Origin of the sequence: Litchfieldella xinjiangensis (assembly GCF_000759345.1) — a bacterium.
Lineage (GTDB): Bacteria > Pseudomonadota > Gammaproteobacteria > Pseudomonadales > Halomonadaceae > Litchfieldella_A > Litchfieldella_A xinjiangensis.
This window is the reverse complement of record NZ_JPZL01000001.1, coordinates 374504-393653: the sequence shown is the minus strand read 5'-3', so window position 1 is coordinate 393653 and position 19150 is coordinate 374504. Positions and strand designations below refer to the sequence as shown.

Annotated in this window: 18 protein-coding genes; 7 read left to right on the top strand and 11 right to left on the bottom strand. The window is 61.3% G+C overall.

What is annotated here, in order from left to right; translation table 11 throughout:
- Window position 1: 1 nt before the first annotated feature.
- The 3 genes from JH15_RS01865 (at window position 2) to JH15_RS01855 (ending at window position 2051) form a co-directional block, all read left to right on the top strand.
- Entirely contained in the window at window positions 2-304 is a 303-nt protein-coding gene (locus tag JH15_RS01865; RefSeq protein ID WP_052383850.1) for a cory-CC-star protein, read from the top strand.
- A complete protein-coding gene (locus JH15_RS01860; protein ID WP_043528633.1) occupies window positions 301-1308 on the top strand; it encodes an ArsA family ATPase in 1008 nt (335 codons plus the stop codon). The genes JH15_RS01865 and JH15_RS01860 overlap by 4 nt, the downstream gene beginning before the upstream one ends.
- Before the next feature lie 65 nt (window positions 1309-1373).
- Window positions 1374-2051 carry a glutathione S-transferase family protein gene (locus tag JH15_RS01855; RefSeq protein ID WP_043526435.1) on the top strand — a complete coding sequence of 226 codons (678 nt, stop codon included), beginning with the start codon at window positions 1374-1376 and terminating at the stop codon, window positions 2049-2051.
- On the opposite strand, the gene JH15_RS01850 is transcribed toward JH15_RS01855, so the two are convergent.
- The 11 genes from JH15_RS01850 to metG form a co-directional block, all read right to left on the bottom strand.
- The gene (locus JH15_RS01850) at window positions 2048-2797 is read right to left on the bottom strand and encodes a YdcF family protein (RefSeq protein ID WP_043526432.1); all 750 of its coding nucleotides are present in this window, start codon (window positions 2795-2797) and stop codon (window positions 2048-2050) included. The genes JH15_RS01855 and JH15_RS01850 overlap by 4 nt on opposite strands.
- Before the next feature lie 41 nt (window positions 2798-2838).
- Complete coding sequence (locus tag JH15_RS01845) at window positions 2839-3918, bottom strand: hypothetical protein (RefSeq protein WP_043526430.1); 1080 nt, start codon at window positions 3916-3918, stop codon at window positions 2839-2841.
- 59 nt (window positions 3919-3977) lie between these two features.
- On the bottom strand, window positions 3978-4616 hold the full coding sequence (gene nth, locus JH15_RS01840) for an endonuclease III (RefSeq protein WP_043526427.1): 639 nt from the start codon (window positions 4614-4616) through the stop codon (window positions 3978-3980).
- Window positions 4617-4625: 9 nt separating this feature from the next.
- Window positions 4626-5330, bottom strand: a complete 705-nt coding sequence (locus JH15_RS01835) for an electron transport complex subunit E (RefSeq protein ID WP_043526424.1) — start codon at window positions 5328-5330, stop codon at window positions 4626-4628.
- Window positions 5327-5986 carry an electron transport complex subunit RsxG gene (gene rsxG / locus JH15_RS01830; protein WP_043526422.1) on the bottom strand — a complete coding sequence of 220 codons (660 nt, stop codon included), beginning with the start codon at window positions 5984-5986 and terminating at the stop codon, window positions 5327-5329. The genes JH15_RS01835 and rsxG overlap by 4 nt, the downstream gene beginning before the upstream one ends.
- On the bottom strand, window positions 5983-7062 hold the full coding sequence (locus tag JH15_RS01825) for an RnfABCDGE type electron transport complex subunit D (protein WP_043526419.1): 1080 nt from the start codon (window positions 7060-7062) through the stop codon (window positions 5983-5985). Before JH15_RS01825 ends, rsxG begins: the two co-directional genes overlap by 4 nt.
- Entirely contained in the window at window positions 7059-8786 is a 1728-nt protein-coding gene (gene rsxC, locus JH15_RS01820) for an electron transport complex subunit RsxC (RefSeq protein WP_043526416.1), read from the bottom strand. Before rsxC ends, JH15_RS01825 begins: the two co-directional genes overlap by 4 nt.
- A complete protein-coding gene (gene rsxB, locus JH15_RS01815) occupies window positions 8783-9424 on the bottom strand; it encodes an electron transport complex subunit RsxB (protein WP_043526414.1) in 642 nt (213 codons plus the stop codon). The genes rsxC and rsxB overlap by 4 nt, the downstream gene beginning before the upstream one ends.
- Window positions 9425-9464: 40 nt before the next feature.
- Complete coding sequence (gene rsxA, locus JH15_RS01810; RefSeq protein WP_043526411.1) at window positions 9465-10046, bottom strand: electron transport complex subunit RsxA; 582 nt, start codon at window positions 10044-10046, stop codon at window positions 9465-9467.
- Between the two features lie 65 nt (window positions 10047-10111).
- Window positions 10112-11695, bottom strand: coding sequence for a GGDEF domain-containing protein (locus tag JH15_RS01805; RefSeq protein ID WP_052383849.1), 1584 nt, complete (start codon window positions 11693-11695; stop codon window positions 10112-10114).
- 167 nt (window positions 11696-11862) lie between these two features.
- Entirely contained in the window at window positions 11863-13905 is a 2043-nt protein-coding gene (gene metG / locus JH15_RS01800; RefSeq protein WP_043526408.1) for a methionine--tRNA ligase, read from the bottom strand.
- A 151-nt stretch (window positions 13906-14056) separates the two neighbouring features.
- Between metG and JH15_RS01795 the strand changes: the two genes are divergently transcribed.
- From JH15_RS01795 to JH15_RS01780, 4 genes are all read left to right on the top strand, one after another.
- Window positions 14057-15181 (top strand): alpha/beta hydrolase family protein, encoded by a 1125-nt coding sequence (locus JH15_RS01795; protein ID WP_231566353.1) that lies wholly within the window; start codon window positions 14057-14059, stop codon window positions 15179-15181.
- A 53-nt stretch (window positions 15182-15234) separates the two neighbouring features.
- A complete protein-coding gene (gene mepA / locus JH15_RS01790; protein WP_081948933.1) occupies window positions 15235-16071 on the top strand; it encodes a penicillin-insensitive murein endopeptidase in 837 nt (278 codons plus the stop codon).
- Between the two features lie 70 nt (window positions 16072-16141).
- Window positions 16142-18511, top strand: a complete 2370-nt coding sequence (locus tag JH15_RS01785; RefSeq protein WP_043526406.1) for a DNA polymerase II — start codon at window positions 16142-16144, stop codon at window positions 18509-18511.
- A gap of 52 nt (window positions 18512-18563) precedes the next feature.
- Window positions 18564-19112 (top strand): DUF421 domain-containing protein, encoded by a 549-nt coding sequence (locus JH15_RS01780; protein WP_043526404.1) that lies wholly within the window; start codon window positions 18564-18566, stop codon window positions 19110-19112.
- Window positions 19113-19150 lie beyond the last annotated feature (38 nt).

The window sequence follows — 19150 nt, the reverse complement described above, 5'->3', positions numbered from 1 at the left end:
TATGCATGAAGATGGCCACGATTCCGGTAAGGCGACTCTGTCGACATGGCAGGCCTGGCTGCGTCAGGCGCGCTTTTTCGCCGAGGAGGCTTATTCGGCCCGCTATCGCGGCGCCATCGCTCGGGCGCGTCGTGACGAGGACGATCTGTTCATGCTGATGGTATTTTCCGAAGTGATGGGCGTTCCCAATCCCGCCAGTTACTACACCCTGGAGTTGCAACCTTTGATGCTGGAACGCTTCCACGATTGGCACCGTCGGATGGGCATGGAGCGTTCCCCCCTGGATCACTTCACGTGCTGTTGAGCAGTGTGCTCGAGCGGCGCCTGCTCTGGGTGGGGGGCAAGGGGGGCGTCGGAAAGACGACCATCGCCGCTGCCCTGGCGGTCCTGGCGGCGCGCGACGGCCGCCGGGTCCTACTGATCTCGACGGACCCCGCGCATAGCTTGGGCGATGTCTTCGACCAATCGCTGGGCGACCGGGCACGCCGACTACTGCCCGGGCTTGATGCGATGGAGATAGACCCGGACAGTGAGGTCGATGCGCATCTATCGCGGGTGACCGAGCAAATGCGCCGGTTCGCCGCGCCGACGATGATGGCCGAACTCGAGCGTCAGATGCGCCTCACCCGGCAATCTCCCGGGACTCAGGAAGCGGCCTTGCTGGAGCGCTTGGCCCGGTTGATGGTGAGCGAGGCTGAAGAGTACGACCTGGTGATTTTCGATACCGCCCCCACAGGCCATACGCTACGGCTTTTGAGCCTTCCTGAGGCGATGGCGGCATGGACCGATGGATTGTTGTCGCACAATAAACGTTCCGAGGAGTTGGGCAAGGTGCTCAAACACCTCACCCCCAAGTCCGGCGACCGAATCGATACCCCTTTCGATGAACCCGAAGACGTGCCCTTCGAGGGGTTGGACGAGCGTACCCGTGAGGTCGCCCGGACGCTGCTGGACCGACGCCGGCTCTTTCACCGCGCCCGGCGACGCATCGAGAACCCTCGGGAGAACAGTTTCCTGTTCGTGCTGACCCCGGAGCGTTTGCCGATTCTCGAAACGGCGCGGGCCGTGGAGACCCTCGAAGCTGCACATATTCCGGTGGCGGCGACATTGGTCAATCGTGTGCTGCCCGAGACGGTGGATGGTGAGTTCCTGCAGCGTCGCCGCGAGCAGGAATCGAGCTACCTGGCACGAATCGATGCGACTTTCGCTCACCTGCCGAGACCGAGATTGTCGCTCATGGCAGGGGACATCCAGGGAATCGAGGATCTCGAAGCCCTGGCCCAGCAGTTGCGCAGTGCGGGGTTCTAAGGCTGAAGAGCAAGGCATGAGCGGAAGCTGATACGCTCGGGGACCCAGACACAAGGAGACCTGACATGCTCAAGGTGCATCATCTCGAGAACTCGCGCTCGCAACGAGTGGTTTGGCTACTCGAGGAACTTGGTATCGAGTATGAGCTCATCACCTACCAGCGCGATCCCAAGACCATGTTGGCACCCGCGTCGCTGAAACGCGTCCATCCGTTAGGCAAGTCACCTGTGGTCGAGGACGGCTCGCGGGTCATGGCGGAATCGGGTGCCATTATCGAGAGCATCCTCGAGCAGGCCGGCGAGACCAGTTTACTTCCAGAAGCGGGCAGCGATGCCCGGTTTCGTTATCGTTTCTGGCTCCATCATGCCGAGGGGACCGCAATGCCGCCACTGGTCATGCGATTGGTGTTTTCTCGCCTCGACAAGCCTCCGGTCCCGGCCCTCATCAGGCCGGTGGCTCGGCTACTTTCCAAGGGCGTGGAGCGCAATTTCCTGACGCCGCAGATTCGTGAGCTCACCCGCTTCTGGGATCAGGAACTGGCTCGGGACGGCTGGTTCGCGGGGGATAACTTCACGGCTGCCGACATCCAGATGAGTTTTCCGGTCTTGGCGCTGGAAAGCCGTGGAGGCGTGGAGGCATGCCCAAACGTGGCGGCATTCCTGACAAAAATCCGTGAACGGCCGGCCTATCAGCGCACGGTTGCACGTATCGGGGAGTTCGGCATGGGCACTGCGACGCGTTAACGGTGGATTCGGTTACGCAGCGCATAGGCGGCCCGACCCAGCCACTCTTCCAGGGCGCGAGCGCTGTGTCGTAAATGGTAGGCCCGAGGGAGCCAGGCGCGTAGACCTGCCGGGGGCGGACTGGTGAACTCGGTGGGGGCTGGCATGACATCCAAACCGGCCTGGCGAAATACGGGGACGGCACGCGGCAGGTGCCAGGCCTGAGAGACCAGTGCAATGCGTTGGATCCCCGCGTCTCGCAATAGATCGGCACTGAAGCGGGCGTTTTCCAGGGTATTGCGGCTTTGGGTCTCTCGCCACTTCACCGGGATACCAAACACATCTTCGAGTGCGCGCGCCATCAGCTCGGCTTCGGCCATGGATTCACCATGCACTCGTCCCCCGCTGACCAAGATGGGCCACTGGCCATCTCGATGCAGCTTGGCGCCGTAAGCCAGCCTCCGCCAGGTGGCGTTGCTCGGGGTATCGTCCCAACCGAATTCGGGATTGTCGAAATCACGGCCACCACCCAGGATGACGATGGCCTCGATCCGTGCCAAGTCCTCTTTGCGCAAGGGTGGATACGGCTCCAGCCCTTGGCGCAGCCAATGGCTGGCTGCAGGCGTTGCCAACCATAGCAGCCCCAGTAGCCCGAGAACGACCAGCGGTATGCCCACCCAAGGCATGCGACGCCAGAGCAGGGCGCCCAGCACCGCGAGGATGACGTTGGCCAAGGGGGGCAACAGCAGGGTTTTCAGCCAGATCACACGATTTCACCTTGAATACGGATGTGCAGAACGCTGTCGAGCTATACGCCGTGACGCGGTGTGAAAGTCTCGAGAACCTCCAGGCGACGCGTTGGCCAGTGCACCACGGCCGTACACCGTACCATGCGCTGGGAGAGTTTCGGGTGATCCCGGCGAATCACGTCACGGGCGAAATCTGAGAGGAAGCGGGACTTGAGCTCCGCACGTGCCCGGTCGACACCAGGCTCCTGATATGGCGTGGACGCCAACAGCATGAAGCCATCGTCCGGTATGCGTCCGGCCTGCATGTTACTGGCAATGATGGTCGCGGCAGTACCGATCGGCTCCGCGAGGTCAGGGCTGTAGGGGCCCACAATGAGTGCCGTGTTGGGGACATGCAAGAAGTCGAAACCACGCCCCACGCAGACGGCCCATTCACGATGCTCGATATCCAGTTCGCGAGGCTGGTGGCGCAAGGCGGCCACGTGGGCGAGGTTGCCTTCCAGCAAGGGCAGCAGGTCACGACGTACATCGGCCGGCATGTCGGGGCATAGGCTGACCAGCCGGTGTCCGAGACTCGCCGCATCGTCGAGGCTGAGCGTCGTCATGTCGAGAAGGGCGTCATCCGCTCCATGGACGATCAGGCCGTCGCTGTCGGTCTCGAAGCCGCAGACCAGGGGATAAACCTGGCGATGATTCTCGCCAAACAGTGACTGGGCCTGCGCACGGATTTCATAGGCGTGGGCCAGGGCGGCCTGGCTATCGCACTGAAAACCGGCACATCCCCGCAGGCGCTCTCCGCGGGAAAAGTGGTAGGTGATGATCATCAGGACCGCGTTGCCCGCCCGGGTGGCCTCGGCGACGGTATCGGCCAGCATCTCGCCGAGGTAGGGCCATCCCAGGTGGAAGATTCCACCCAGGTTTCGGAAAGGGCGGATGATGCCGAGCGGTGTTCGGGTGGCGTGTGGAATATGGATGCGCCCATCCATGCATTTCATCACCACGATGCGGGTCGGGTGATTGGCCAGGTAACGCTCTCGCGCCAGCCAGGCGGAGGGGCTGCAATAGGTCGCGGCGTGCTCGCGCGAGAGTGTCATTAGCCAGTCGATGCGCTCATCGATGGGGCGGTCGTGTATATGCATGGCCGTTAGCCTGGAAGCGGATTGTTATTGTTGGTCTCATCCTGCCACGCTCATCGAGCTTAGGCGATATCGACCTTGTCGGGATATTCGCAGAGATCCTCGATGACGCAGCTGCCACAGCGTGGCTTGCGCGCCACGCATGTATAACGGCCATGCAGGATCAGCCAGTGATGAGCATCGTGGCGAAATTCCCGCGGGACATGACGCATCAGCTTCTTCTCCACCTCGATGACATCCTTGCCCGGGGCGATGCGTGTGCGGTTGGAAACCCGATAGATATGGGTGTCCACGGCGATGGTCGGCTGTCCGAAGGCGGTGTTGAGGATCACATTGGCCGTCTTGCGGCCCACGCCGGGCAGCGATTCGAGTGCCTTGCGTGTCTGGGGAACCTCACCATTGTAGTTTTCGACCAGGATGCGACAGGTTTTCATCAGGTTTTCGGCCTTGGTGTTGTAAAGGCCGATCGTCCTGATGTGTTCCTTTAGCCCATCGATGCCCAAATCGATGATGCCTTGGGGGGTATTGGCGACCGGGAAAAGGCGTGCCGTGGCCTTGTTGACGCCCACATCGGTGGCCTGGGCCGAGAGGAGCACGGCAGCGAGTAACTCGAAGGGCGTCGACCAGTGCAATTCGGTCGTTGGTTCAGGCATGTGCTCGCGCAGGCGGGCAAATATCTCGTGGCGTTTCTGGACGTTCATGGGGGTCCGTTATCGTATCGTGCCGGTGACGCGAACGCGGCGGCTCTCTCTCGGCTTGTCAGTCATCTGTTGCCGGCGCCGCTGTTCCAGGCGTGCGTCGATGACGTTCTTGAGTGCGATCAGCAGGCCGGTCGCGAAGAAGGCGCCCGGCGGAAGCACCAAAAACAGGAAATCGTATTTGGCAAATAGCGTCAATTGCCAGCGCTCGGCGACCGGGCCCAACAGCAGGTCGAGATTGGCAAATAGCGTGCCCTGGCCGAACAACTCGCGTAAACCACCCAGCACGATCAATACCCCGCCGAAGCCCAGACCCATCATCAGACCGTCGGTGGCGGAGGGCAGCAGGGGCTGTTTGGAAGCGAAAGCATCGGCCCGTCCGAGGATGGCGCAATTGGTAACAATCAATGGAATGAAGATACCCAGGATCTGATGAAGCTCGAAGGTATAGGCTTGCATGAGAAGATCGGCACAGGTCACGAAGGCAGCAATGATCATGACGAACGCGGGTAGCCGCAAGTGATTCGCGACGTGGCGGCGGATCAACGAGACCGAGACGTTCGAGCCGACCAGCACCAGGAGCGTGGCGAGCCCTAGACCCAGCGCATTGACCACACTGCTGGTCACAGCCAAAAGCGGGCAAAGGCCCAGCATTTGAACCAGCGCGGGATTGTTGGACCACAGGCCATCGCGGGCCAAGGTATTGAACTGGCTCACGGTGTTCCCTCCTCGTTTTCTGGGATGTCGAAGAGCAAAGCATGATGCTCGGCGCTGAACTCAAGGCTACGCCGTACGGCACCGATTACGGCACGTGGCGTGACCGTGGCGCCAGTGAACGCATCGAACTCGCCGCCTTGCTTGCCGACAGTCCAGCGCTCTGGGGCGGGATCGCCCAGCGAACGACCTTCGAAGGATTCGACCCAGTCGCTCTTGCGCCGTTCGATCTTGTCGCCCAGGCCAGGCGTCTCCTGATGCCGAATGACCCGGACCCCGGTGACATGACGTTGTCGATCGATGCCGACCAATAGCGCGATGTCGCCGCTGTAGCCATCACGCGCCACCACCGGCAGTATGGCCACTTGCGCCTCGCCCTGGCCCGCCCGCCATACCGTGAACGCATCGGGTTGGCCCAGCGCCTCGCTAGCGGGGAGTGTCGCGGTATTGGCAAGCAGTTGCTCGACGTCGACTTGCGCCAACGCCTCCGGCAACACCTCTTCGAGCACGCGGTACTGGCTTTCCAGGCGATTCTCGGCGATGCGCTCGGCGGTCAGGGCGCGGGTGCCTGAAACGACGCCGGCAGTGACGATAGCGAACAGTCCCAGGCCGAGGGCGCCCCGCCACATGCTCTCCAGAACTGGACGTGGCCCGTTCATGGCAATCGCTCCTGATCGTCATCGATAGGATCGAGTCGAATGCCGCGCTGCGGCGCGGCATGCCCATAGGTGCGTGGCTGGGTGTAGTAATCGATGAAAGGCACGGCGAAATTCATCAGCAATACGGCAAAGGCGACCGCATCGGGGTAGGCCCCCGCGGAGCGAATCAGCATCACCAGAATGCCGATGGCCGCACCGTAGTAGAGCTTGCCCTTGCGGCTGGTGGCGGCACTCACCGGATCGGTGGCGATGAAGAAGGCACCGAATAGGGCGGCACCGCCAAGAAGATGGAAGAGGGGGGAGCCGTAATGGCTGGGGTCGATGGCATAGAGCAGGGTGGTGAGCACCAACATGGCACCCAACATGGCGATCGGGATATGCCAAGTGATGAGCCGCTTATAGAGCAGCAACGCGCCACCGGCCAGCCAGGCCAGCGCCACGCTGCGCCACGCTGCCAAGGACCCTGCGGGGAGCGGATCGCTGGCCCAGAACTCGCTCGCCATGACGGCCTCGGGCTTGTGCTTGAAGGCGTCCAGCGGCGTGGCACCGCTCATGCTGTCCAGAGACGAGGCCTCGGCCAACCCTGCCCAGCGAACCAGGACATCCCCCAGCGACAGCGCCTCGGGACCGAACAGGCCCTGCGGGGAAAGCCACTGCGTCATCGCTACCGGAAACGAGATCAATAGCAGGGCGTAGCCCACCATGGCCGGGTTGAACGGATTCTGTCCCAGCCCGCCGAACAGGTGCTTGGCGACGACTATGGCCGCCACGGTACCGACCAGGATCAACCACCAGGCCGATCCCGGCGGCAGCGATATGCCAAGCAGCACGCCGCTGAGCAGGGCGCTGTTATCGCGAAGTGCGACCAGCGGCGCTCGGCCTCGCAAGCGGACCATCAGTGCTTCGAGTCCCACCGCCAACCCTGCGGCAGTCACTACATTGGTGATGACCCCCCAGCCGAAATGCCAGGTCAGCATGAGGATGCCGGGGAAGGTGGCGACCAGCACCCAGCCCATGAGCGTTCCTGAGGCGGTAGGCCGACGGGTGGGGGCCGTACTGGCATGCATGAGGCTCATGTGGAAGAGGCTTCCTTGGCACTGGCCAGTCGGGTCTCGATGGCTTGCAGATTCTCCTGGGCCGTGGCGACCTGCACTTCCAGGTCTGCGGTATCGTCGTTACCGCTCTCGCCGGCACGGGCGAGCGCTTTTTCGGCCTTGCGCAGCGATGCCTTGGCGGCAGCCTGGGCGATACGAAGCTGCTTGAGCTGCTCCTTGGAATCGGGCCCTAGTGCCGGCTTGCCACGAGGGCTCGGTTCGGCCTCCGCGTTATGAGCGGTTACACGACTTGCCGCCTTGGCCCGGGCCTGTCGCCTGGCTTCCTTCTCGGCCGCTTCACGCTCGATGCGGGCCTGGCGAAACTCGAAGCGATGCCGGGCGTGTTCGGCACGTTGCGCTTCGAGGCGATGCGCCCGTATTTCCCCCTTTGTGGCCCGATAATACTGTACGAGCGGAATATGACTGGGGCAGACATAGGCACAGGCACCGCACTCGATACAGTCGAACAGGTTGAATAGCTGGGCCTTGTCGTGCTCTCGGCCGCGGGCGAACCAGTAGAGCTGTTGAGGTAACAGCGACGCCGGACACACCTCCTCGCAGGCCCCGCAACGGATGCAGGGCTGCTCGACTGGCGGTGGGGGGAGCTCCGTTCGCGTCGCGGCGACCAGGCAGTTGGTCGTCTTGACGATCGGTAGCGCCGTGGAGGCCAGCGGGAATCCCATCAATGGCCCGCCCATCAACAGTTGGCCGAGTTCGCGCTCCTTAAGGCCCGCCTCCTCGAGTAGCGAGTGAATCGGCGTGCCGAGCCTGGCTTCGACATTACCAGGGTGCGCCAAGGCCTCTCCGGTCAGTGTGACGATACGCGATACCAGCGGCTGGCCGTCACGTACCGCCTGTAGTGTGGCGCGCAGCGTGCCCGGGTTGTGGCACAGCACTCCGATGTCAGCGGGCAGGCCGCCACTGGGCACCTCACGGTCGAGCAGGCGTTTGATGAGCTGCTTTTCGCCCCCACTGGGGTAACGTGTCGTGACGACCCTGATCTCGATGGGACAGGTATCGCGCTCAGGGCTCGAATCGGCCAGAGCCGCCTGCAGGGCCGCGATGGCTTCCGGCTTGTTGTCCTCGATACCGACCAGGATACGCTCGGCCCCGGCGAGTCTGGCGAGCAGGCGCGCCCCGTCGAGAACCTCCTGCGGATAGGTGCGCAGCAGCAGGTCGTCGGCGGTGATATAGGGCTCGCATTCGGCGGCGTTGACGATCAGCGTGTCGATTCGGTGGCGTTCATGAACGCGGGCCTTGATCTGGGTGGGAAAGCCCGCGCCGCCAAGGCCGACTACACCGGAACGGGTCAGTCGCTCGGTCAAGGTGTCGCTATCGGCACTGCGCCAATCAAGGGCGGGCATTCGCTGCCAGGTTTCGGGGGCGTCAGGATCGCGCTCGATCACCACCGCCAGGTAGCGCCCCTGCGAAGGGTGGGGAATCGGACACGCCTCGATGGCGGTCACGGTGCCCGTGATGCTGGCATGCAGGTCGGCGGTCAGCATGCCTTGGCCGATCGCCACCGGCTCGCCGGTCTTCACTGCCTGTCCGACCCGGACGCAAGGTTCGGCGGCCTGGCCAATGTGCTGATCGAGCGGCAGCACCACGCGTGTTGGCAGTGCCGCTTCCCTCAAGAGCTGACGCGTCGAGATGATCTTGCGTTCAGGTGGGAAGATCCCCCCGGGGAAATCAAAGCTGCGGGTCATGCCGCGCCTCGTTGGCTACGCCTGTCTTCGCTGAGTTGGCGGTCGCTGGCGATGAGCGACAGTGAAGTGGCCTGTTGAGGCAAGCCCGGCCCGGCTGGCTGCGGCCAGTGCCACTCGTCGAGCGAACGCGGACGGGGCAGCATATCAATGCAATCGACAGGGCACGGATCCACACAGAGATCGCAACCGGTGCATTCGTCCACGATCACGGTATGCATGTGCTTGGCTGCGCCGAGAATGGCATCCACCGGGCAGGCCTGAATGCACTTGGTACACCCGATACACTCGGCTTCTCGAATGTAAGCCACCTTGGGGCTCTGCTGGGCTTCGCCATCGAGGGGCTTGGGCTCGCGCCCCAACAGGTCGGCCAGCGCTTCGATGGTGGTATCACCCCCCGGGGGGCATTTATTGATCTCGTCACCCTGATTAATTGCCTCGGCGTAGGGGCGACAACCGGGATAGCCGCACTGCCCGCACTGGGTCTGTGGCAGTAGCGCATCGATGCGCTCGACGACCGGGTCGCCCTCGACGCGAAAGCGCTCGCCGGCGAAGCCCAGCAGCGCGCCAAAGCCGGCAGCCAGCACCACCAGGGCGACGATGGCAGCCAAAATCCCGTTGTCGGCAATTACCTCGAACATGTCACTCCAGAAACGTCACTTGGAACCCGGATCGTACGAATCAGACTTGCACCAGGCCGGTGAAGCCCATGAAGGCCAGCGACATCAGGCTGGCCGTGATCATGGCGATGGCGGCGCCACGAAAGGGGCGCGGCACATCGGCCACGGCGATGCGTTCACGCATGGCGGCAAACAGGACCAGCACCAGAGAAAAGCCGAGCGCTGCGCCAAAGCCGTAGATAGTGGCTTCCATGAATGTCGATTCGCGATTGAGCGATAGCAGAGCCACCCCCAGGACGGCGCAGTTTGTGGTGATCAACGGCAGGAATATTCCCAGCACCTGGTGCAAGAGGGGGCTGGTCTTGCGAACCATCATTTCGGTGAACTGGACCACGCCAGCAATGACCACGATGAAGGCGATGATCCTGAGGTACTCGAGGTTCAGCGGGGCGAGCAGGCCATGATATACGAGATGACTCGCCACCGAGGACAACGTGAGCACGAATGTCGTCGCCATCGCCATACCCATGGCCGATTCCAGCTTGTTCGAGACGCCCATGAAAGGGCACAAGCCGAGAAACTGTACGAGCACGAAGTTATTGACGAGCGCCGTGCTGACGAGGATCAGGAAAAAATCGGTCATCGTAGCCGTTGGCCTGGCCGTTGGGTGGGCAGCGATTATACGCCCACGACCCCCCTGGCGTCAGGTCAGGCTTCTGCATGTTGGTGATATACACGGTTGCGCCCAGCTTGCTTTGCGGCATACAGCGCTTCGTCGGCCTGACGCATCATCTGGGAAGGGGCGATCTCGGTATGACCTCGGCCGGGCCTGAAAGTCGCCACGCCAACGCTGACAGTCACGACCGGCTGTACTTGCGACATGACATGGGGCAAGCCCAATGCCTCAATGGCGGCGCGCAGCGCTTCAGCTTGTTGCGTCGCCTCGAACATGTCGCTCTTGGGCAAGAGTGCGCTGAATTCCTCGCCTCCCGTGCGTGCCACAAGCTGGCCTGCCTGATCGAAGCACTGTTCCATGCAGCGCGCCAGCACGATCAGACACTCATCGCCGGCTGGATGTCCATAGTGGTCGTTGTAGGCCTTGAAATGATCGACATCGACCATCAGCACCGAAACGCAGGCGCCTTTGAAGCGAGCGCCCTGGAGTGTCTGGGCTAGGCGCTCATCGTACAGGCGGCGGTTGGCCAGCCCGGTGAGGTGATCGTGCTGGGAAAGATCGAGGAGCAGCTTCTGTTGGCGCTGCTGATGGTCGCGAAGCTGGTGAAACTCCCGTGCCAAGGTGCCGATTTCGTCCTGGCGGGCCAGAAGATCGCTTGGGGTCGTCGTCGAATCCTGCGATTGCAGCTTTTGGGTGAACGCTGCAAAACGGCGTAGCGGCCCAAGAACCATGCGTTCGAGAAGGAACAGCACGACCACCAGCGTGATGACCAGTACGATGCCGGTCCAGTAAAGCGCGAACTTGAATGTTTCCAAGTTGGCCTGATAGCGCTGGCGGGGTAGCACCGCTTCCAGGCGCAGCATATGACTGGGGGGGACGGCATCCAGAAAGCGTCCGGCACGCATTTCGCTGGGGGACAAGCGCTCGAGGGTCTCCTCGAGCAGTGAAATATCGGCTTCATGGGTGGTCAAGGAAAGATCGATGCCGGTGGTTTCGCGCAACCCGTCGATCCAGTTAGCGGAAAGCGGCCTGACCATGGCCAGCCAACCGGCAGCGGGTGAGTCTTCGTTACTCTTGTAGACAGGCGACAGCCCCACCATTGCCAGGCGGGGATAAGTCATCAACCAGGTATGGGTCCCTTCTTCCAGCGCTTCGATCTGTGCAGTGATCTGTTCGATCATCTCCGAGGCCCATGTGCATTCTTCTGAGACGCCTGCACAGGAATGATATGCGCCATCTCGGTCGAAGCCGACGATACGGTGGGGTTGGAGTCGGATATTGAAGAAGGCCATCAACTGCAGATCGAGTGTCTCGAGTGTCGTATCGTAGAGGTTGGAGTCGATGTACTCAGGACGTTCGCCTTGCACGAATTCGTAGGTATCGTCCCAGTAGGACCAGTCCTCGACCAGTCGCTGCATGTGACTGGATTCGCTGGCAAAGGCCCGTTCGGCACGATCCAGTTCTGCGGTAGCGAACTGGCTCTCGTCGGCGAGCAGGATGGGTGTGACCTGATACCGCGCAATCAGCGCAAGCGCCAGCAACGCCAGACAAAGCACGCCTCCCAACGCCAGCATGAACCGAATGCGCAGAGATGAGAGTACCGAGATCATGGGCATGCCTTGTCTGGCCTGTCATGGACAGGCACCTTTCGTTGCGAGACGCGTGTAAGCGATATCTTACAAGCCTTATCGGCGCTAGCGCGTCTGGCTTTAGGTAAATCAAGTCGGTAAACGAAAAGAGGCGCGCAGCGTGGCTGCGCGCCTCTTGCCTAAGGCACCGGGGATCAGGTGACTCGCTGGCCCGGTTCGGCGCCCGAGTGTGGCTCGAGCAGGTAGATACCTTCATCGCTCCCTGCAGCCAATACCATGCCTTCCGACATACCAAACCGCATCTTGCGCGGTGCCAGGTTGGCGACCATGACTGTAAGATGGCCTTCCAGGGCTTCGGGAGCATAGGCCGAACGAATCCCGGAAAATACCGTGCGCGTTTCGCCGCCGAGATCCAATGTCAGCTTGAGCAGCTTGTCGGCCCCTTCGACATACTCGGCCTTGGCGATACGGGCGATGCGCAAGTCCACCTTGGCGAACTCGTCGAAACCGATTTCAGGTGCGATGGGATTGTCGGCCAGCGGGCCCTTGGCAGCATCCTTCATCTTCTTTTCCTCGGCGAGGTCCTCCTTTGACGCCTCGATCATGGCATCGATCCGGTCACGTTCGACACGCGTCATCAACGGCTTGAACTTGGCGATCTCGTGACCGAGCAGCACGTCGTGGCGGGTATGCCAATCGAGGCTTTGAAGCTGCAGGAAGGCCTGTGCGTCGCTGGCCATCTGGGGAACCACCGGCGCCAGGTAGACCATCAGTTGGCGGAAAAGATTGATGCCCACAGAGCATATGTCCAGCACCTCCTGTTCCCGCCCAGCCTGCTTTGCCAGGACCCAGGGCTCCTTGTCGGCAATGTATGTATTGGCTTCGTCGGCCAGTTCCATGATCTTGCGCATTGCACGGCCGAATTCGCGGTTCTCGAAGTCTTCGGCAATGGCGTCGCCAGCGGCAATGAAGCGCGCGACCAGCTCCGGCTCAGCGCAGTGAGTCGATAGCTTGCCTTCACCGAGTTTCTTGACGAACCCGGCGCAGCGGCTGGCGATGTTGACGACCTTGCCCACCAGGTCGGCATTGACGCGGAAGGCAAAGTCATCGAGGTTCAGGTCGAGGTCGTCGACACCGGCGGTCAGCTTGGCGGCGAAGTAATAGCGCAGGTACTCGGGATTCAAGTACTCGGCGTAGGTTTCGGCCTTGATGAAGGTGCCCCGCGACTTGGACATCTTGGCGCCGTTGACGGTCACGAAGCCATGGCAGTTGATGGCGGTCGGGGTGCGCATGCCTGCGCCCTCCAGCATGGCCGGCCAGAACAGCGCGTGGAAGTAAACGATATCCTTGCCGATGAAGTGGTACACCTCGGCATCGGAGTCCTTCCGCCAGTAGCTGTCGAAATCGATGCCCTCGCGGTCGCAGAGATTCTGGAAACTGGCCAGGTAGCCGATAGGGGCGTCGAGCCAGACATAGAAATACTTGCCGGGCGCATCGGGAATCTCGAACCCGAAGTAGGGCGCATCCCGTGAGATGTCCCATTCGTTGAGCCCCGCTTCGAACCATTCCTGCAACTTGTTGGCGATCTGGTGTTGGACGTGACCTTCACGCGTCCAGCGTGCGAGGAATTCCTCGAAGTCGGGCAGCTTGAAGAAATAGTGCGTTGAACTTCTCACTTCGGGCGTGGCACCGCTGATGGCCGACACCGGATCGATCAGGTCGGCCGGGGTATAGGTCGCGCCACACGCCTCGCAGTTGTCGCCGTATTGATCGGCCGTCTTGCACTTGGGGCAGGTGCCCTTGATAAAGCGATCGGCCAGGAACAGGCCCTTGATCGGATCGTACATCTGCTCGATGTCGCGCGTGGCAATATGCCCGGCATCGCGAAGCGCGGTGTAGATCCGCTCGCTATGCACGCGGTTCTCGCTGGAGTGCGTCGAATGATAATTGTCGAAAGCGACGCCGAAGCGGGCGAAATCCGCCTGGTGCTCCTGCGAAACGCGCTCGATCAACTGTTCCGAAGTGATCCCTTCCATCTCGGCACGCAGCATGATGGCGGTGCCATGGGCGTCATCGGCACACACATAATGGCACTGGTTGCCGCGGCTCTTCTGAAAGCGTACCCAGATGTCGGTCTGGATGTACTCGAGCAGATGGCCCAGGTGAATCGAGCCGTTGGCGTAGGGCAGGGCACTGGTAACCAGGATCTTGCGCTGGGCGCTTTCGCTATTCGACATGTCGGCTCTGGAATTCCCAAGAAAATCAGACCCCAGATTGTAGCCGTGTTAAGGCATCGGTGCACCCGCGATCCGGCGCTCCTCTACTGGCAACCCCTCGCTTGGCAACTAGACTGAGCAAGACACAAGCACAATGCCAGGAGACGCAGACATGGAAGAGTTACGTCAAGCGCGGTCGTCCTTCACCAACGTTGCGATAAGCCTCGCCTTGATCGGCTCGGCCTTTGTGTCCGGGGCGGCCTGGGCGGCCGACGCTGAAAATCCTGCGTTAGGTACTGGCGATAGCGAGGCTGCCGGTGTCGAACATCCAAGCCCACATTTACGCGTCAACGACTTCCCAACCGTCGATGAGGATCTCGAGAGTTGGCAGCGGAACGTGACCGATATTCAGCACATCGAAATCCCGGCCTCTGCCGATGACAGCGATCAAAAAGCGCTTTATTACGATTCGGAATCTGAGCAAGAAAAGCCGCTATTGCTCGTATTGCATAGCTGGAGCAGCGACTACCTGCAGAGCATCGATATCCCTCTCGCTCAGTTTGCGGTCGCCAATGACTGGGTTTTCCTGCATCCCAATTTTCGTGGCCAGAACGATGGGCGACCGGAGGCGATGGCCTCGGAACTCGCCATTTCCGACATGCAGGATGCCCTCGACTATGCGCTCGAGAATGCAGCCATCGACGAAAACCGCATCTACGTGCTGGGGTATTCGGGGGGTGCCATGAATGCGCTGCATCTGGCGAGCCGACAGCCGGAAGTGTTCGCCGGTGTCTCTGCCTGGGTGCCCGTTTACCATCTGCCTACCTGGTATCAATGGAATGAAGCGCGTGGCGAAAAGTACGCCGGTGAGATTGTCGAAGGATGTGGGGGAGAGCCCGGCGAAGGCAATCCAGGCCATGAAGAGTGCGTGAAGCGTAGCCCCAGCGCTCACGTACCCGACGTGGCAGGCCAGATGCGTGTTCTCATTGCCCATGGTATCGAGGATGAGACAGTGCCCCCCGAGCAGGCGTTGAATGCATTCAACGATCTAGCAAGCGAAGAGGACCGGATCGCTCAGGAGCATATCGATCAGCTCATGGAGACCCGGCAAGTTCCCGATGCCTTGAGCGAGCGTTCCACCCATCAGGATCGCGATTTTCATCATTTTGAGGAAGCCGGTGCCGAGGTGGTGCTGCTCCTTCAGTCGGGGCCGGCCGAGCTGGTATTGTTTGAAGGTGGCCACGATATGCTCTACCGGCCTGGCCTGGAATGGCTGTCGCAACAGACGCGTCAATGACGCGGCGCACCGATACTTCAGTATTGATTAAGAACGACTTCAAGGAAGAGGACATGCTTTTCACCCCCTTACCGTGCATGGCAAGACACGCCATTGTCGGGCTCCTGAACGCGACGCTGTTGATGGGCCTGGGCCATTCCAGTGCATTCGGCCAGGAAAACTGGGCGGCAGTGCCGGGACCCTTGGACGGCGAGCCGCGGATCATCGGACATCATGGAGGCGCCTGCCTGGTCGGCGCCGAGCAACTGCCCGCCGATGGTGTGGGGTACCAGGCGGTCGACCTGCAGCGTCATCGCCATTATGGTCATCCTTCCCTGGTCGATTACATCGAACAGCTCGGGCAGCGTGTCGATGAGGCAGGCTTCGGTCCGATCCTCGTGGGAGACATGGCACAGCCTCGCGGTGGGCCAATGCCCACGGGGCACGTTAGCCATCAGAGCGGGCTTGATGTCGATATCTGGTTCCGCCTCGATCTGCCCCAGCTCGAGCATCAAGACAGAGAAGGCCTGGAGCAGCCCATCCTTGTCGACCCGGCTACCCAGCGGGTCGATGAGCGCTGGACCGAACAGCACGCCGAATTGATTCGTCACGCCGCAGACGACCCCCGTGTGGCGCGTATCTTCGTCGACGGTGCGGTAAAGCGCGATCTTTGCAGTCGCGAATGGGACGACCGGTCGTGGTTGCGTCGGGTACGCCCCTGGCATTCCCATGACGAACATCTTCATGTGCGCCTCCGCTGTCCGCCCGGTCAAACGGAGTGTGTCGATCAGCCCGCCCCGCCGGCGGGAGAGGGTTGTCAGTCGATCCCCAATACACCCCGCCCCCCGGTCTATCCCAGCCCGAGCCGCAAGCTGCCACCTGCCTGCCAGGCTGTCCTGGATGCCGAGTGAATCAGGCCGGCGACAACCCTGCGCATAGCCGATACCATGCTCTCTCTTTCGACAAGCCGAGAGCCAGGCAGTGCAGCAGGGTTTCGTCCTCACCCGTCACTGGCGGGATACGCCGTCGGGTACTGAAGTCTCCTTCTGGTTGGCGACCGATAGCGGCCCATGCCATGTGCGGTTGCCAGCTCAACCGTCGGTAGCGTTTATACCCCAGGAGCAGCGGATACACGCAGACGCCTTGCTACTGGGCGAGACTGGCGTCGAGTTACGCGACCTGGCGCTGCGTGATTTCGACCATCGTCCGGTGGTTGGGCTTTACTGCAAGCACTATCGTCATCTACTGGCATTGGAAAAACGCCTGCGCAACGCAGGCATCGATGTCTATGAGGCGGACGTTCGTCCGCCAGACCGCTACCTCATGGAGCGTTTCATTACGGCGCCGGTGTCCATAACCGGGCGGGTCGCCGCCGATGGCAGCGTGGTCGAGGCTCAGCTCAAGCCGATCGATCATTATCGGCCCACCTTGAGACTGGCCTCACTGGATATAGAAACCAGTGAGCGGGGCGATCTCTATTCGATCGCGATCGAAGGATGTGGCAGCCGTCAGGTCTTAATGTTGGGTCCGGCCCCTGATGGGCAAGGCGGCGATGCAAGTGACGCGAGCCTGAGTTTCAGCCTGGTCTACTGCACCCACCGTGCTGAGCTTCTCGAATCCCTGAATGAGTGGATGGCCCACCATGATCCAGATGCCATCATCGGTTGGAACCTGGTCCAGTTCGACCTACGAATCCTGCAGAAACATGCCGAACAGCTTGGTGTGCCGCTGCGCCTCGGGCGGGGCGGTGAGCCCATGGAGTGGCGGGCCCATGCTCATGCGAATCACTTCTTCGCGTCGGCAGCCGGCCGGCTCATCGTCGATGGCATCGAAGGGTTACGTCAGGCGACCTGGCTCTTTGCCTCCTTCAGCCTGGAAAGTGTGGCGCAGGAAGTGCTGGGGGAAGGCAAGGCCATCGACAATCCCTACCAGCGGATGGACGAGATCAACCGCATGTTCGCCGAGGATAAGCCCGCTTTGGCACGCTATAACCTCAAGGATTGTGAGCTGGTCACTCGGATTGTCGCCAAGACCCAACTGATCGAGTTCTTGCTCGAGCGGGCCACGGTGACGGGGTTACCTGCCGATCGCAGCGGGGGATCGGTAGCTGCGTTTTCTCACCTCTATCTGCCGCGAATGCATCGACTGGGTCATGTGGCGCCCAATTTGGGGGAGCGACCGGGTGCCGACAGCCCGGGAGGCTTCGTCATGGATTCTCGCCCGGGCCTCTACGATTCCGTGCTGGTTCTCGATTACAAGAGTCTTTACCCCTCGATCATTCGCACTTTTCTGATCGACCCGGTAGGGCTGGTGACAGGCCTGTCCGACCCACAGGAGCCGGCTGTGCCCGGATTCATCGGGGCACGCTTCTCCCGCACGCAGCATGCCTTGCCCGGCATGATCGAGCGGGTCTGGGCGGGGCGTGAAGCGGCCAAACAGGCGGGAAACGCGCCCCTGTCCCAAGCGCTGAAGATCATCATGAATGCGTTCTATGGTGTGCTAGGGTCTCGCGGTTGCCGCTTCTTCGACCCAAGGCTCGCCTCGTCCATCACGCTGCGTGGCCACCAGATCATGCGCCAGACCAGGGAATTGATCGAAGCCGAGGGTTATACCGTTATCTACGGTGACACCGATTCTACATTCGTCTGGCTTGGGCGCACACATTCTACACAGGAAGCCGCTGCCATCGGGGAAAGATTGGTCAGCCACGTCAATCGGTGGTGGCAACAGACGCTTCTACACGACCTTGCGCTGACCAGTGCCCTCGAGCTCCAGTTCGAGACTCACTTCAGTCGCTTTCTGATGCCTACGATTCGTGGTGCGGAGGAGGGCAGCAAGAAGCGATATGCCGGTCTGGTGCGCGGCGAGGATGGCAGCGAACGCCTTATCTTCAAAGGGCTGGAAACAGTACGTGCCGATTGGTCGCCCTTGGCCAAGGTATTCCAGCAGGAGCTCTATCGGCGCATTTTCTGCGGTGAACCGCATCGGGACTATGTCCGCGATTATGTGCAGCGCACCCTGAACGGCGAGTTCGACGATCGCTTGATCTATCGCAAACGCTTGCGACGGCGGCTCGATCACTACACACGCAACGTACCGCCCCATGTGCGTGCGGCTCGGTTGGCCGACGAGTACAACACCCTCCACGGCAGGCCGCGGCAGTATCAGAACGGTGGCTGGATCAGTTATGTCATGTCTCTGGCAGGGCCCGAGCCTCTGGAAGCCCGTCGCTCGGCAATCGACTACGAGCACTACGTGACTCGCCAGTTGCAGCCCGTGGCAGACGCTATCCTGCCCTTCGTCGGGGACGATTTTACTGCTTTGATCGATCAGCAGTTGGGGTTGTTCTAGAGTCGTCTAGGCTATAGACGGTGATCTTTCATGGACCGAAGTGGGGTAGGCGATGGAACCGATAATTTTCGATACCTGGACGGCGCTATTTCGCACGCTGGTACTAGGGGTGACAGGGTATGTCAGCCTGGTATTTCTATTACGTATTTCGGGGCGTAGAACGCTCTCCAAGATGAATGCGTTTGACCTCGTGGTGACCGTGGCCCTGGGCTCGACGCTGGCCACGGTCATTCTCAGCAAGGACGTGACGCTAGCCCAGGGCAGTCTGGCGTTTGCCCTGCTGATCGGCATGCAATATCTGGTGACCTGGTTGAGCGTGCGCCACCGTTGGGTGCGCCAGGTGGTCACGGGAGAACCTGCACTGTTGTTCTATCGCGGCGAATACCTCACTTCCTCGCTCCGGCATGCCCGGGTCACCGAGGATGAGATACGTGCGGCGATGCGTTCGGAGGGCAAGACCGACATGACCCAGGTCGAGGCGGTAGTAATGGAAACCGATGGCTCGTTTAGCGTGATCGATCAGGATCTTGCGAGTGAGGAATCCAGTCTGGAGGGTGTCACCGCGCCGGGGCCTGGTCGGGTGCGCAATACCTCGGTTTAATTATTGCGACAATGGGGACGAGGACAAGATTGCCCGGC

Coding starts and splice junctions, on each gene's coding strand:
- rsxC (WP_043526416.1), bottom strand. CDS start 8,786: ATGACCCGCAGCTTTGATTTCCCCGGGGGGATCTTCCCACCTGAACGC.
- rsxG (WP_043526422.1), bottom strand. CDS start 5,986: ATGAACGGGCCACGTCCAGTTCTGGAGAGCATGTGGCGGGGCGCCCTC.
- rsxB (WP_043526414.1), bottom strand. CDS start 9,424: ATGTTCGAGGTAATTGCCGACAACGGGATTTTGGCTGCCATCGTCGCC.
- JH15_RS01805 (WP_052383849.1), bottom strand. CDS start 11,695: ATGCCCATGATCTCGGTACTCTCATCTCTGCGCATTCGGTTCATGCTG.
- nth (WP_043526427.1), bottom strand. CDS start 4,616: ATGAACGTCCAGAAACGCCACGAGATATTTGCCCGCCTGCGCGAGCAC.
- JH15_RS01825 (WP_043526419.1), bottom strand. CDS start 7,062: ATGAGCCTCATGCATGCCAGTACGGCCCCCACCCGTCGGCCTACCGCC.
- JH15_RS01780 (WP_043526404.1), top strand. CDS start 18,564: ATGGAACCGATAATTTTCGATACCTGGACGGCGCTATTTCGCACGCTG.
- JH15_RS01865 (WP_052383850.1), top strand. CDS start 2: ATGCATGAAGATGGCCACGATTCCGGTAAGGCGACTCTGTCGACATGG.
- metG (WP_043526408.1), bottom strand. CDS start 13,905: ATGTCGAATAGCGAAAGCGCCCAGCGCAAGATCCTGGTTACCAGTGCC.
- rsxA (WP_043526411.1), bottom strand. CDS start 10,046: ATGACCGATTTTTTCCTGATCCTCGTCAGCACGGCGCTCGTCAATAAC.
- JH15_RS01845 (WP_043526430.1), bottom strand. CDS start 3,918: ATGCATATACACGACCGCCCCATCGATGAGCGCATCGACTGGCTAATG.
- JH15_RS01795 (WP_231566353.1), top strand. CDS start 14,057: ATGGAAGAGTTACGTCAAGCGCGGTCGTCCTTCACCAACGTTGCGATA.
- mepA (WP_081948933.1), top strand. CDS start 15,235: ATGCTTTTCACCCCCTTACCGTGCATGGCAAGACACGCCATTGTCGGG.
- JH15_RS01855 (WP_043526435.1), top strand. CDS start 1,374: ATGCTCAAGGTGCATCATCTCGAGAACTCGCGCTCGCAACGAGTGGTT.